The following is a 14,210-nucleotide window of genomic DNA, read 5'->3' on the forward strand; positions in this document are numbered from 1 at the left end:
CCGTGCTTCACTGCTTCCCCAATTCGAATGATTTCATCCTATATATCGAGGGTTGACTGGACTGGTTCGCCGCTGGCCCGCGTGATATTCGTGTACCCAATTCCGATCATGTGAGTCGTATGTCCTGTAGTCCCGTCCTTCACCGCCTCTTCTCATGCCACGTGCAGCCACTAGGATGCGCAGCGAGGGCCTGACCATGGGTAACGGCGGCCCTTGAAGGACACGAGGAGTGGGGACAGGCATGCGGGAAGGCCGGTGGGTCACGGTCACCGAGTCCGAGTTCGATCATGAACGCCGCGGCCTGGAGGCGATCCGGGAGAAGCTGCCGGACTCCGACCCCTGGCGTGCCTGGTCGAACTTCACCTTCACCGCCAACACCGGTCACGTCCGCGAGGTCGACCTGCTGGTCGTCGCCCCCGGCGGCCTCTGCATGATCGAGCTCAAAGACTGGCACGGCTCGGTCACCTCCGAGAACGGCACCTGGGTGCAGACCACGCCCAGTGGTTATCGGCGCACGCACGGCAACCCGCTGCACCTGGTCAACCGCAAGGCCAAGGAGCTGGCCGGCCTGCTCGCCCAGCCCGGCGCCAAGCGGGTCTGGGTCGGCGAGGCCGTCTGCTTCACCGACAACAGCCTCCGCGTACGGCTGCCCGCCTATGACCAGAACGGCGTGTACACCGTCGACGAACTGGTCGACATGCTCAAGCAGCCCCCGTCCGACGAGCGGCGCCGCGTCACCGCGATCAGCTCGCGCGAGATCGCCGCGGCCCTGAAGAGCATCGGCATCCGCAAGAGCGACGCCCAGTACAAGGTCGGCCCGTACGAGCTGGAGCGGAAGTCCTTCGACTCCGGGCCCACCTGGGCGGACTACCTCGCCCGCCACAGCGACCTGCCCGAGGCCGCGCGTGTACGGATCTACCTCAGCGAGCGCGGCTCCGACGCCTCGCTGCGCCAGTCCGTGGAGAACGCCGCTCGGCGCGAGGCCGCGGTGCTGGGCCGGTTCAAGCACCCGGGCGTCGTCCAGCTCAAGCAGTACTTCCCCTCCGGGCACGCCGCCGGCCCCGCGCTGATCTTCGACTATCACCCGGACACCCTGAAACTGGACGAGTACCTGGTCCAGTACGGCGAGAAGCTGGACATCCTCGGCCGGATGGCACTGGTGCGCCAGCTCGCCGAGACGATGCGCTCCGCGCACGCCAGCCGCATCCACCACCGGGCGCTCGCCGCCCGCTCCGTCCACGTCGTCCCCCGGCCGCGCGGCCGGAAGGGGCAGGCCGTAGGGGAGGAGGCCGCCTGGCTCGCCCCGCAGCTGCAGATCTCTGACTGGCAGATCGCCACCCAGCGCAGCGGCGACTCCTCCCAGGGCCAGGGCATGACCCGGTTCGCGCCGACCGCCCTGTCCGCCATGCACCTGTCGGACGACGCCGACGCCTACCTCGCGCCGGAACTCACCGCCCTCAACCCCGACCCGGTCTACCTCGACGTGTACGGGCTCGGCGTCCTCACCTACCTGCTGGTCACCGGCAAGGCCCCGGCCGCCAGCCAGGCCGAGCTGCTGGCCCGCCTGGAGGCGGGCGAGGGCCTGCGCCCCAGCTCCCTCGTCGACGGACTCTCCGAGGACGTGGACGAACTGGTGCAGGCCGCCACCGCCTACCGGCCCGGCCAGCGCCTCTCCAGCGTGGACGAGTTTCTGGAGCTGCTGGAGGTCGTCGAAGACTCCCTCACCGCCCCCGCCGCGGTTCTCGACGCGCAGGCCGAGGAGGAGACCGGGGCGAGGGCCGACAAGGACCCGCTGGAGGCCGTCGCCGGCGACGTGCTCGCCGGCCGGTGGGAGGTCCGCCGCCGCCTCGGTACTGGCTCAACCAGCCGCGCCTTCCTCGTCCGCGACCTGGAGGCGGAGGCCCGCAAGACGCGCGCGCTCGCCGTGCTCAAGGTTGCGCTCTCCGACAGCCGGGGCGAGATCCTGATCCGCGAGGCCGAGGTCATGGGCCGCCTGCGCCCGGACTCCCGCATCATCCGCCTCGTCGAGCCCGAGCCTCTGCACATCGGCGGCCGCACCGTCCTGGCGCTGGAGTACGTCGGCGACGAGCGCGACGACGCCGGCCAGAACGCCGAGGGCACGGCCCGCCCGCGCCGCCGCGAGGAGACCGTCGCCCGCCAGCTCCGCGAGAACGGCCGCCTCCAGGTCGACCAGCTCGAGGCGTACGGCGACTACCTCTTCGGCGCCGTCGACTTCCTCGAGGGCGAGGGCGTCTGGCACCGCGACATCAAGCCCGACAACATCGCCGTCCGCATCCGCCCCAACCGCACCCGCGAGCTGGTCCTCATCGACTTCTCGCTGGCCGGCTACCCGGCGAAGAACACCGACGCGGGCACCGACGGCTATCTGGACCCCTTCGTCGACGTCATCACGCGCGGCTCCTACGACTCCCACGCCGAGCGGTACGCCGTGGCCGTCACCCTGCACCAGATGGCCTCCGGCGAGCTGCCGAAGTGGGGCGACGGCAGCGTCCTGCCGCGCATGACCGACCAGAAGGAGTGGCCGCACCCGACCATCGCGGCCGAGGCCTTCGACCCGGCCGTGCGGGACGGGCTCGTCGCCTTCTTCCAGAAGGCCCTGCACCGCGACGCGGGCAAGCGGTTCCCCGAGCTCAAGCCGATGCGGGACGCCTGGCGCAAGGTCTTCCTCGACGCCTCGCAGACCGTCCCCTCCAGCCACCGCACCCGTCCCGCGGCCCCCGCCGAGGGGACCGCGCCCGCCGAGGGCGCCGCCGCGGCCATCGCGGACGCCGAGCCGGAGACCGCCGAGCAGCAGCGCAACCGGCTCGCAGCCGAGGTCACCCGCGACACCCCGCTGACCGTCTCCGGCCTCACGCCCGCCGCCCAGTCCTTCCTCTACGGCCTGGGCCTCACGACGGTCGGCGAACTCCTCGACTACAGCCGCCGCAAGCTCGTCAACGCCCCCGGCCTCGGCGCCAAGACCCGCAACGAGGTCCAGCAGCGGCAGCGCGAGTGGGGCGTGCGGTTGAGCGAGGTACCCGTCTCGCCGCTCACGCCCAAGGGACGGGCGGAGGCGAAGGAGGAGCTGGAGCAGCTCACCGCCGCCGAGTCGGTCCTCGTTGGCCGGCTCGCGACGGGTGAGTCGGCGGGCGCGCTGTCCGCCCGCACCCTGCGCTCCGTCAGCCTCGACACCCTCGCCACCCTCTTCGTACCGGCCGTCAACAACAACGGCTCCAACCGCAGCAAGGCGGAGATGGTGCGGCTGCTGCTGCGCCTACCCGACGAGCACGGTGTCCTGCCCGGCATCGGCGTCTGGCCGAAGCAGAAGGACGTCGCGGACGCGCTCGGCCTGAGCCACGGCCGCATCCCGCAGATGCTCAAGGAGGAGCGCAAGCGCTGGAAGGCGGAGCCCGCCGTCCAGGCACTGCGGGACGAGATCATCGACCTGCTCGTGAGCATGGGGCGCGTCGCCTCCGCCGTGGAGATCGCCGATGCCCTCGCCGTCCGGCGCGGCACGCACCTCGCCGGACGGGAGCAGCGGCGCGCGATGGCCCTGGCGGCGGTGCGGGCCGTCGTCGAGGTCGAGCAACTGGTGCCGCAGGAAGCCGAGTTCCAGCACCAGCCGAACCGCAAGGCGACCGACGAGTCGCTGGGTGCCGGCCTGCTCGCCCTCGACGTGCGCGAGAACGACGCCCCGGACACCCCGACCGCGCCCGGCCTGCTCGACTACGCGATGCGCCTCGGCAGGACAGCCGACCGGCTCGCCAGGCTGGACACCCTGCCGACGGCCGCGACCGTCCTGGCCGAACTGGGCGCGCTGACGGTCCCGCCCGGCGCCGTCGACTGGGACGAGCGGCGGATAGTGGAGCTGGCCGCAGCCGCGTCGGTGAACGCCGCCGCCACCCCGCGCCTGGAGATCTACCCGCGCGACCTGTCGCTCGTCCGGGCGTTGCGCCTCACCCAGGCCGGGCTCGTCCGCTGGATTCCGGGTCAGTCCGAGGGCCGGCAGCCCGGCCTGACCGGCGAGGACGTGCACGAGCGGGTCCGCGCCCGCTTCCCCGAGCTGGTCGTCCCGGACGGGCGCGGCGGCACGACCCACGAACTGCCGACCGGCGGCCCGCTCACCAAGGCGCTGCGCGACGCGGGCTTCGAATTGTCGCTGAGCATGCGCGAGGACACGGGCACCCTGCGCTACCTCCCGACGCGGGTGGACGACGCCTCCAGCTACCTCACGACGGGCGCGTGGCGGCAGTCGACGCGTACGGGTGCGGTGACGCGGTACGCGGACGACCCGCAGCTCGCGGGCGCGGTGCGCGCGGAGGAACGGCTGCTCGCCTCGGCCCGCCGGGACGGGTACCGGGTGCTGACCGTACGGCAGCAGCTCGTGCGGGACGCGGTACGGGAACTGAGTGCCGAACGGCTGGGCGCACAGCCCCTGTCGGTGACCGAGCTGTTCCTTGAGGCCCTGCACGGGCAGGTCACTCCGGGCACCAAGCCGACCTGGGAGACCCTGCTCAAGGCGGACGCCGCCGAGCAGGGCTCGAAGGGCGCGGTGCGGTTCGCGGAGTACGCGCGGACGGCGTGGGGCTCGGTCGAGCCCCGGATCGTGGAGCTGCTGGGCAACGGTGGCGGTGGGGCGAGTCCTGTGCTGCTGACGGAGGCCGGGGTGTTCGCCCGGTACGACGCGATGGGCGTCCTGGACCGGCTGGCGTCGGCGGCCCGGCGGGGCGGGCGGGGGCTGTGGCTCCTGGTCCCGCAGAACGACCCCTCGCGCGAGCCCCGGCTCGGGCAGGTGGCCGTGCCGTACCAGGCCGGCCTGGGGGAGTGGATCCAGCTTCCGGACACGTGGGTGGGCAACGCCCACCGCGGGTCCGGTCAGGTTGTGGCAAGTGGTGTCGAGGGAGACGCGAAGTGATCGACCGCAAGGCTCTGTTGAACGACCTGAAGCAGCAGGTCAAGGCGGTCGAGGCCGACCTGGGCAAGCAGGTGAAGGCGCTCGGTGAGGTCGGTGCGCGGTTGCGTGCCGAGTACGACCAGGCGCGCAAGCTCGGGCGGACGGCGGCGACGTGGAACTCGTGGCTGGACGAACGGGTCACGCAGGTCGCGGTGGCGTGGGTGCTGGGGACTGTGTTCGTGCGGTTCTGCGAGGACAACCGGCTGATCCCCGAGCCGTACCTGACGGGACCGGACGGTGACCGGCGCGAGCTGGCGGAGTCTCGGTACGACGCGTACGTGGAGTCGGACGACAACCCGACCTATCGCGGCTGGCTGGAGAAGGCGTTCGACGAGCTGGGTCAGGGCCAGGCGGGCCGGCTCCTCTTCGACAAGCGGCACAACCCGCTGTACCAGATCCCGCTGTCGCATGACGGTGCGCGGGAGCTGGTCGAGTTCTGGCGTCAGCGCGACGAGGCGGGCGTCCTCGTCCACGACTTCACCGACCCGCTGAACGAGGACGGCACGGAGGGCTGGGACACGCGGTTCCTGGGTGACCTGTACCAGGACCTGAGCGAGGCCGCGCGGAAGACGTATGCGCTGCTCCAGACGCCGGAGTTCGTGGAGGAGTTCATCCTCGACCGGACGATGAACCCGGCTGTGAGGGAGTTCGGGTACGAGGGCCTGAAGATGATCGACCCCACGTGTGGGTCGGGGCACTTTGTGTTGGGGGCGTTCCGGCGGCTCGTGCGGCTGTGGGGGGAGGGGCAGCCGGGGCGTGATGTGCACGAGCGGGTGCGGGAAGCGCTGGACTCGGTGCACGGAGTGGACGTCAACCCGTTCGCGGTGGCTATTGCTCGGTTCCGGTTGCTGGTTGCGGCTATGGCGGCGAGTGGGGTGCGCACGCTGGGGAAGGCGGCTAGTTACAAATGGCCAATCCACTTGGCGGTGGGGGATTCTCTCATCAAGAGTCGGCAACTCGGCCTATTTGAGGGGGAGGAGGTCGAAGATCAGCTGACGACCTTCACCTACGCTACAGAGGATTTGCACGAGCAGCCAAAGATTCTCCAACAGGGGCGCTACCATGTCGTCGTCGGCAACCCGCCTTACATCACAGTAAAAGATAAGAAGTTGAACGAGCTGTACCGGCAGCTCTACGACGCTTGCGGTGGCACTTACGCCCTCTCGGTACCGTTTGCGCAGCGTTTTTTCGAACTGGCCAGGCGAGGTGATGCTGAGGGCAGAGGTTTCGGCATGGTCGGGCAGATCACGGCCAGCTCATTCATGAAGCGGGAATTCGGTAAGAAGCTGATCGAGGCGTATTTCGCCCATGATGTGGAGCTGACAGAGGTTATTGACACCTCGGGTGCATATATCCCAGGGCACGGTACTCCGACGGTGATTCTCGTTGGGAAGCGACGCGGAGGCAGTGCCCGTCAAGCAACCATTCGGACCGTGAGGAGCGTGCAAGGGGAACCGTCGACCCCGAAGAATGGTGAGTATGGCCTCGTGTGGAGTGCGATCGTAAACCAGGTCGACAAACCAGGCTCCGCGAGTCAGTGGGTCTCAGTGGACGACCTTGATCGTAGTGCTTACTTCAGTAAGCAGCCGTGGATTCTCACCGACGGCGGTCTCGAAGTCGTAGAACATTTGAAAAAGGCGAGTAAGCGAACTCTGCGCTCAGCGATTGAACCTCCAATCGGGCGCGCTATTCGTGCCGGGGCTGACGAAGCCTATATTCGCCCCCTCCGTAGAACTTTTCGGACGGTTGCCAATCGCGACGGTCTACGACCGCTTATGGTGGGTGAGACTGTTCGAGACTGGGGGGCGAGTCCCGAAGAAGCCATCTGGTTTCCCTACGCAGACGCGCTGGCGGATGGTGACCTCGAGGAAGACTTGTGGCCACTTAGGCGCGTACTGCAAGTCCGACAGACATTCCATGGCGATATGGCAGCCGCCGGTCTCAAATGGTGGGACTATATGCAGTACACCTCCTCCGCGTACAATACGCCCCTATCCATTTCCTTTGCGTTTGTCGCCACGCATAATCACTTCGTGTTGGATCGAGGTGTCGGAAGAGTTTTCAATCGCTCCGCCCCGGTGATTAAGCTGCACAAGGATGCTACGGAGGGCGAGCATCTGCAACTGTTGGGCTTGCTGAATAGTTCTGCTGCTGCATTGTGGTTGAAGCAGGTTAGTCACAATATGGGCAGCACCGTTGACGCGAAGGGGGCTCGGCAAAGTACGGTACCATTCGACGATTTCTACCAGTTCAATGGTACGCCTATGGGTAATTTTCCTCTTCCGGCGGGCTTTCCGGGTGCGCTCGCGGTTGGCCTCGACTCTTTGGCTCAGGAAAATGCGATGTACAGTCCTTCGGGTGCCGTATCAGGCTCTGTTCCTAGCTCTATCACCCTTCGCGAGGCTCGTTTCTCCTGGAAATCTACCCGGGGCCGCATGATCGCCCTCCAAGAAGAACTCGACTGGCAGGTCTACTCCCTCTACGACCTCCACCCCGAAGACCTGCACATTTCCGAGGATCCCGACGACCCCAACATCCCCGAACTCGCCCTCGGCGAGCGCGCCTTTGAGATCGTCCTCGCCCGCCGAGTAGCCGCAGGCGAAGCCAGCGACGAGTGGTTCAAGCGGCACAACTCCACGCCCATCACGGAGATCCCCACCCACTGGCCCGCCCCGTACCGGGAGATTGTCCAGAAGCGGATCGACGCCATCGAGTCGAACCGGGCCATTGGCATGGTCGAGCGGCCCGAATACAAGCGCCGCTGGGCCACCGAAGGCTGGGACGCCCTCCAGGAGAAGGCCCTGCGCTCCTGGCTGCTCGACCGTATGGAGAACCGCGACCACTGGTTCGACGAGAACGGTCAGCCGACCATCCTCACCGTCTCCCGTCTCACCGACGCCCTCTCGCGCGACGAGGACTTCGTCTCCGTGGCCAAGCTCTATGCGCCCCGCAAGGACTTGCCCAAGGTCGTCGCCGAACTGATCACCGACGAGCACGTGCCGTTCCTCTCCGCTCTGCGCTACAAGCCCTCCGGCCTGAAGAAGCGCGCCGACTGGGAGGAGGTGTGGGACCTCCAGCGCAAGGAGGACGCCGCCCCCGACGAGCAGGCCAAGCGGAAGATCCGGGACTCCATCCCCGTGCCGCCGAAGTACACATCGGCCGACTTCCTGCGCCCGTCCTACTGGAAGGCACGCGGCAAGCTGGACGTGCCCAAGGAGCGGTTCATCTCCTACGGGCAGACCAACGCCGCCACCCCCGAGCTGTACGGGTGGGCCGGCTGGGATCACAAGGAGCAGGCGCAGGCGCTGGCGACGTACTTCACCAACACCGCGCTGTCCACCGAGGAGATCACCCCGTTCCTCGCGGGCCTGCTGGAGCTCCAGCCGTGGCTGTACCAGTGGCACAACGAGTTCGACATGCTCTACAGCGGCTCTCCGGCGGACTTCTTCGCCGGTTACCGCCAGCAGAAGCAGGGCGAGCACGGACTCACGGACGACGACCTCCGTGGTTGGCGTCCTCCGACCGCGACCCGGGGGCGTCGCGCAGCAGCGAAGCAGTAGCGAGGACTAGATCGACATCCGTCGGTTCAGGGGCCACCCGGTGCGTGAGCGGGTGGCCCTTTGCCTGCGCATGCAGCTCCGCCCACACGGTTTTGCCCGGGGCTACCCGGCGAAGGTTGACGCCCCAGTCGTCCGCGAGGGCGGCGACCAGGGGCATGCCCCGGCCGGACTCCGAAAGCGAGTCGGTCGCCGGGGGACTGGCCGGAGGCCGTTTCTCGGCGCGGGTGTCGGTCACCTCGATGCGGAAGGTGCCCTCGGTCAGGGTGAGTTGGACGTGGAAGTCTCGGCCGGGGATGTGGCCGTGGCGTACGGCGTTGGCGGTGAGTTCCGCCGTGATGAGGGTGAGCGTTTCGTTGACCGGGGTCGAGTAGGGATGGCCCCAGTCGTTCAGGCGGTGCGACACGAGTCGGCGGGCGAGGCGGGCACCGCGCGGCGTGGACGTGAAGCGCATAGTGAACTCGTGTTCGGGTGCGAGGTGCTGCGGCATATGCCCGTTCGGGGGAGTTGCTGACTTCATACGGTCAACGGTGTCGGACTCTGTGTAGCGTTGACCAGGAGTGATGCGCTGACGGGTGCGGGCTGTACACGCGGTCGGTGCGCTTGTACGCGGTGTTGGGCGTGACCGTTTCCGGGCCCCCGAGTTGGCCGAAAGGGCGGTGGTACGAGAGGAGCTGCGGCGTGGACGACGAGGTTCAGCAGCCGGAATACGAGGTGGGGACGGGCATTCTGTGCCTGTTCGGACGGCAGTTGAAGCTGTTCCGGGAGCGGGCGGGGATGGACCGTGCGAGGTTCGGGTCGCTGACTGGGTACTCGGCCTCGACGATCGCGTCGTTCGAGCAGGGCAGACGTATTCCGCCGCCGAGGTTCATCGGCCAGGCGGACGAAGTGCTCGAGGCGGGCGGGGTGTTGAGCGCGAGCAAGGAGGAGGTGGCTCGGGCTCAGTATCCGGAGTTCTTTCGCGATGCGGCCAAGTTGGAGGCCGAGGCGGTTGAGCTTCATGTGTACGACTCCCAGTTGGTCAACGGCCTATTGCAGACGGAGGAGTACGCGCGAGCGGTGTTCGCCATGTGGCAGCCGTTGCTGGACGAAGGGCTCATCGAGCAAAGGGTGGCCGCACGACTGGCACGACAAGAGGTCTTCGGCCGACGCCCCGCGCCGCATCTGAGCTTCGTGTTCGAGGAAGCTGTCCTACTCCGGCCGCTCGGCGGGGCAGCTGTCTGGCGAGGCCAGTTGGAGCACCTCATGCTGATCGCAGAGAGGCGGAACGTGGTGATTCAGGTGATGCTGTTGTCCCGTCGGGAACATGCGGGACTGGCTGGCCCGTTTACCTTGATGGAGACCAAGGATGGGCGCAGGATCGCGTACACGGAGGTGCAGGGCGACAGTCGTGTCCACACGGAGCGTGTGAAGGTGCGAGCACTCGAGCGTACGTACGGGACCCTTCGCGCGCAGGCCCACACTCCGACAGAATCGCTGGCGTTGATCGAGAAGCTGCTGGGAGAGAGATGAGCGGGGAAATGGTTGAGTCGGGCTCCGATGGCCTGGCGTGGTTCAAGAGCAGTCACAGCGCCGGTGATGGTGGCCAGTGCGTAGAGGTAGCCACCACCCCCGCCAGGGTCCACGTCCGCGACTCGAAGGACACGACCCGCGCCCCGTTGGCCGTGGACCCCTCGACCTGGACCGAGTTCGTCGCCTTCGCGGCACTCTGAACAGACGCGGGGCCTTCGGCAAGCGCACCGCTTGCCGAAGGCCCCGCGCACGTCCGCTCGCGCAACACCTTCAGCAGCCCAGACGCCCTGCTCGCTGGATGCCCGCGCAGGCCAGTGCGGTGCGGCCGTCAACGTCCGCCTCGGGCCCGGTGCCGTGCTCGGCTGAGACTCAGGTCAGAACGCCTTCAGATAGACCCTGGCCTGACCGTCCTTGAGTGTCTGGACGTAGATGTCGATCCACTGCACCTTCTTGCGGCGATCGTCCTTCACGCACGGGGGGCAGACACTGGCCGAGCGGGCTCCCTTCAGCGTTTGCGGCTCGGCCAGCCCGAGGTGCCGGAACAACTCGCCGTCCGGGGCGAAGTCGACCTTCTTCACTTTCAGTGGTTCTTCGGGGCGAAGGTCCGCTGCGATGCCTTCGGCGTTCTTCTCGCTGGTGACGAACGAGAGGAGGTAGACGTCCTCCTGGGGGTTGGTCTGCACGGCTCCCTTGACCTCGGTCGCACCCTTGGGCGCCGTCACGTGCATGAACGCCGACGCCTCGGGCGCGCCGGCCTTCTCGTCCCACCGCGAGGTGCGCCCGTCGGTCACACGGCGATCGTCCGTGTCCGGGCCGGAGCAGGCGGAAAGCAGGAAAGTGGCTGCCACTGCCGCGATGAGGAGGGCACCTCGTTTGGTCGTCACCGGTTCTCCTCGTCACCGCGTGAGACGTCGCCGCGGGTTCCTTCTCGTCCTTGGTCCGGCGGGTTCACTGTCGGGTTCGCATCGCTGTTCAGGTCGTACATGTACGTGGAGCTACTGCCTCGCATGTCGAACTCCTGAGCAAGTCCGGTCTTGTGCAACCGTCCCATCTCGGAGTCCGGGATCACCACGCCTCCGGGGAAGGTGGTCGACTTGCCGGCGTCCCAGTTGTACCGGTCCCACACGTTGGCCTGGTATTCGAGCGAAACCTTGGGCTTGCCGTCCACCCCGGGGGTGACGGTGACCATCCCCGACACGTTCTGCTGGTGGGAGCCGACCGCGTGGAACCACTCTTCGCTTTGGAAGGTGCGGCCGACCGCCTTGCTCTCCACCGGCACGACGACCGTCTTGTCACCACCGGCCTTCTCGAAGGCGTCGAGCCCCTGCTGTCGCCACGCGTCCTGGTTCTGGGCGATGTGGACCGAGACGTCATCGCGGAATCCGGGATCATCCTTGAGGATGCGGTCGATGTCCAGGTCCAGCGGCTCACCCGTTGCACTCAGGTAATGCTCCATGTTGCGCGACGCGGCGTTCTCCCCGCTGAAGTCGCCGCCGGCCGCGATGCCCTGCGCGCGGGCCAGGTACCACAGATCCTTGGCCGTGGGCTTCTCGGTGTCGAAGGCTCCGGACCCCGCGTCAGCAGCATGCCAGTGGTACAGCGGGCTCATGATCCCCGCCTTCCGCAACTCGTCGCCCTTCTCGTGAAGCAGGATGCCGCGCGTGACCGGATCGAGGCCGCGCCACCACTCGGCGACGGCCTTCTTGCCCTTGGGGACGTGCTGCGCCTTCGCCCTCTCCGCAAGCGACGGGTACGGGTCGGGCACCGCTTCCCGGTTGAAACCGCCGATCGTGCCGTCCAAGGGGTCGCTGTCCTGCATCACGGAGGCGAGAGCGAGTTTGAACCCCTCGTCCGCGTCGTTCAGGGCCGCCACCGCCGAATCCAGTTGCGCGGCCCATCCGGCAGCAGCCTTGCGGGCGCTCTCCTGGTAGTCGGGATCGTGCACGTAGGCCGTGTACTCGCTGTGATCCAGCTTGGACGTGTCGAAGCCGACGGCGCCTTGCTCGGACACCTTCATGCCGGCCTTCACCGCGTCCTCTCGGACGTACTCGATCTTCTTGCGAAGACGGCTGAATTCGGCGTGCGCGTCCCGGAGCAGTTCGGCGACGGCCTTCGCCTCGCTCTGCGCTCCCTGGTACTCCTTCCATGTCACGTCGAAGCGCGCGGAGCCGGCGCTGGCACTCAGACCCACCCACGTGTCGCCGATGGAAATTCCGTGCACTTCCTGATGGTAGGTCCGCGCGAGCTTGTCGAAGTCCTTGGCCATGGCGGCCCAGTCGTCGGCAGCCGTGGTGAGCTTCGACAGGTCGGTGCCCATGATCTCGTAGTACGTCACCATGACTGAACTCCTGTTCCAGGACCGCGGTTCGGTCGGACCTGTGCGATCAGAACGAGTCGAGCGCGGAGGACTTGCGGATGCCCAACTCGATGCCGGTGTCCGTGTTCTGCAGCAGCGTGTTGGTGGCGCGCAACGCGGCCTTCTCCGAGCCGAGGCGGTTCATCAGCGTCGTGAGCTGTTCGCTCCACGTCTTACGCGCGGTCTTCAGAGCAGGTCCGGTGAGCCACCCCTCAAACTCCCGTGCGGCTGCCCCCGTGCTCTCACGCGCCTGGGTGCCGTCCCTGTGGGTGTCAGGCTCCAGGTGTTTCTCGATCGCCTCGGCTGCCTTCTTCTTCTCCGCGGGACTCGAAGCGAGATCCTTGCCGCCGGACGGCGAGCCTCCACCGCCATCAAGCGGGGCCACATGGTTCAGACGCATCCGGGTCGGCGCCGCACCGCCCCGTGATATGTCGCCGTCGGTCATGATCTCTCTCCCGAGTGTGATCAGATGCCCGCAACTTTATGTGAGGCACAGTTAGGGCTGCAAAGTGCTGGTGAGCCGGAAACCGGCCTCGCTGACGCGGTGCGGACCGCGTCGGCGAAGGCGTACCTGACCCTGGACGGCACGCGAATCCTGGGGGCTCCTCCGTGATCTGCGGCGCCCAGCCACCCGGATCGCCAGCTTTGTCCAGGCCGTCTCCATCCTTCATCTCCGGCTCAGAGCGAGGACGGGAAACGGTCAGTGCATCCTGGCCCCTGGAGCGCGGAGCTACTGTAAGTTCCTGCCATGAAGCAGGGTAAAGAGGTCGAGAATCCCGAGTCGCGCTTCTTCACGGTGCTGCTGGCGGCGGCCAAGCTCCCCGGTGTGCGTATCCACCGAGAGGCGTACCTCCGGACGGCGCTGGCGCGCCACTGCACCGAGGAGGAGATCCGCGCAGCGATCGAAGAGACCCCCGCGGCGGCGGGTATCACCGTCGACGTTCTGGAGAAAGCGGCCAACGACTCGATCCGCTACGAGACCGCCAAAGTCAGCGCTCTCTCCGCCGCGGCCGGGATACCCGGCATCCTCGCCCTTCCCGCCACGGTGCCCGCCGACTTGGCGCAGTACGTCGGCCACATGCTGCGTATCGCGCAGAAGCTCGCCTATCTCTACAGCTGGCCCGAACTGTTCTCAGACGGGGGCGATGACGTCGATGACGCGACCGTGGGGGTGCTCACGCTGTTCTTCGGCGTGATGTTCGGCACCCAGTCGGCGAACGCCGCTGTGGGGAAGGTCGCGGGGATGATGTCGGAACAGGTCGCCAAGAAGCTGCCTCAGAAGGCGCTCACCAAGGGCGTCGTCTATCCCATAGTGAAGAAGGTCGCTGCCTTCATCGGCGTCAAGATGACAAAGGAGTCGTTCGCGAAGACCGTGTCGAAGGCCATCCCTCTCGTGGGAGCTGCCGTCTCCGGCGGGCTCACCTTGGCGACCTACCTTCCGATGGCCAAGAGGCTCAAGAAGCACCTCGCCGACCTGCCGCTGGCGGACCCGTCGCACCGAGTGATGGAGGGGGAAGTCGTGGACGGTGAAGTCGTCGAAGAGCACGAATCCTTCGTCCCGGCACAGGCTGAACCGCACGGCGCGGAATCCGCTGCCCTCAAGCTGGAGGAACCCAGGTCCTGACCCCGCGAGCGGCCTCCTGGCTGCCGATGGGGCCCGCACCTCCGCCTTCGACAGAGGTGCGGGCCTGGGTTCGCAGCTGCGGGACACCTTCGTCGCTGCCCGGGGGTGACTTCGCGTTCTCGCAGCCTCCGGCCATCTCCAGCCCGCAAGTAGGCCGGGCTTGCGAGAGCCGCCTGGACTGAGGGGCGGTAGCTCGGCCGAACGGCG

Annotated in this window: 9 protein-coding genes; 5 read left to right on the forward strand and 4 right to left on the reverse strand. The window is 67.4% G+C overall.

The genetic code is table 11. The annotated features are described in order from the left end of the window. Positions 1–241 precede the first annotated feature (241 nt). Together pglW and pglX are read left to right on the forward strand one after the other, a co-directional pair. Positions 242–4,915: a BREX system serine/threonine kinase PglW gene (pglW, locus tag ACZ7JA_RS32940; RefSeq protein WP_470812053.1), complete on the forward strand. Its 4,674-nt coding sequence runs from the start codon at positions 242–244 to the stop codon at positions 4,913–4,915. Beyond that, on the forward strand, positions 4,912–8,514 hold the full coding sequence (gene pglX / locus ACZ7JA_RS32945) for a BREX-2 system adenine-specific DNA-methyltransferase PglX (protein WP_470812055.1): 3,603 nt from the start codon (positions 4,912–4,914) through the stop codon (positions 8,512–8,514). Before pglW ends, pglX begins: the two co-directional genes overlap by 4 nt. Here the strand turns inward: pglX and ACZ7JA_RS32950 are convergent. Next, positions 8,441–9,001, reverse strand: a complete 561-nt coding sequence (locus ACZ7JA_RS32950) for an ATP-binding protein (RefSeq protein ID WP_470812148.1) — start codon at positions 8,999–9,001, stop codon at positions 8,441–8,443. The two genes, pglX and ACZ7JA_RS32950, sit on opposite strands and share 74 nt — an antisense overlap. A gap of 191 nt (positions 9,002–9,192) precedes the next feature. On the opposite strand from ACZ7JA_RS32950, the gene ACZ7JA_RS32955 reads away from it, so the two are divergent. Both ACZ7JA_RS32955 and ACZ7JA_RS32960 read left to right on the forward strand, forming a co-directional pair. Further along, positions 9,193–10,023, forward strand: a complete 831-nt coding sequence (locus tag ACZ7JA_RS32955) for a helix-turn-helix domain-containing protein (RefSeq protein WP_470812057.1) — start codon at positions 9,193–9,195, stop codon at positions 10,021–10,023. Between the two features lie 8 nt (positions 10,024–10,031). Next, positions 10,032–10,223 carry a DUF397 domain-containing protein gene (locus ACZ7JA_RS32960; protein WP_470812059.1) on the forward strand — a complete coding sequence of 64 codons (192 nt, stop codon included), beginning with the start codon at positions 10,032–10,034 and terminating at the stop codon, positions 10,221–10,223. Between the two features lie 174 nt (positions 10,224–10,397). On the opposite strand, the gene ACZ7JA_RS32965 is transcribed toward ACZ7JA_RS32960, so the two are convergent. The 3 genes from ACZ7JA_RS32965 to ACZ7JA_RS32975 are packed head-to-tail and all read right to left on the reverse strand — an operon-like array spanning position 10,398 to position 12,824. Further along, complete coding sequence (locus tag ACZ7JA_RS32965) at positions 10,398–10,907, reverse strand: hypothetical protein (protein WP_470812061.1); 510 nt, start codon at positions 10,905–10,907, stop codon at positions 10,398–10,400. Then, positions 10,904–12,361 (reverse strand): hypothetical protein, encoded by a 1,458-nt coding sequence (locus ACZ7JA_RS32970; RefSeq protein WP_470812064.1) that lies wholly within the window; start codon positions 12,359–12,361, stop codon positions 10,904–10,906. Before ACZ7JA_RS32970 ends, ACZ7JA_RS32965 begins: the two co-directional genes overlap by 4 nt. A gap of 46 nt (positions 12,362–12,407) precedes the next feature. Next, a complete protein-coding gene (locus tag ACZ7JA_RS32975; RefSeq protein ID WP_470812066.1) occupies positions 12,408–12,824 on the reverse strand; it encodes a hypothetical protein in 417 nt (138 codons plus the stop codon). 303 nt (positions 12,825–13,127) lie between these two features. Here ACZ7JA_RS32975 and ACZ7JA_RS32980 point away from each other — a divergent pair, with 303 nt between their 5' ends. Next, a complete protein-coding gene (locus ACZ7JA_RS32980) occupies positions 13,128–14,003 on the forward strand; it encodes a hypothetical protein (RefSeq protein WP_470812068.1) in 876 nt (291 codons plus the stop codon). Positions 14,004–14,210: the final 207 nt, after the last annotated feature.

Source organism: Streptomyces sp. NPDC038135 (assembly GCF_055601245.1).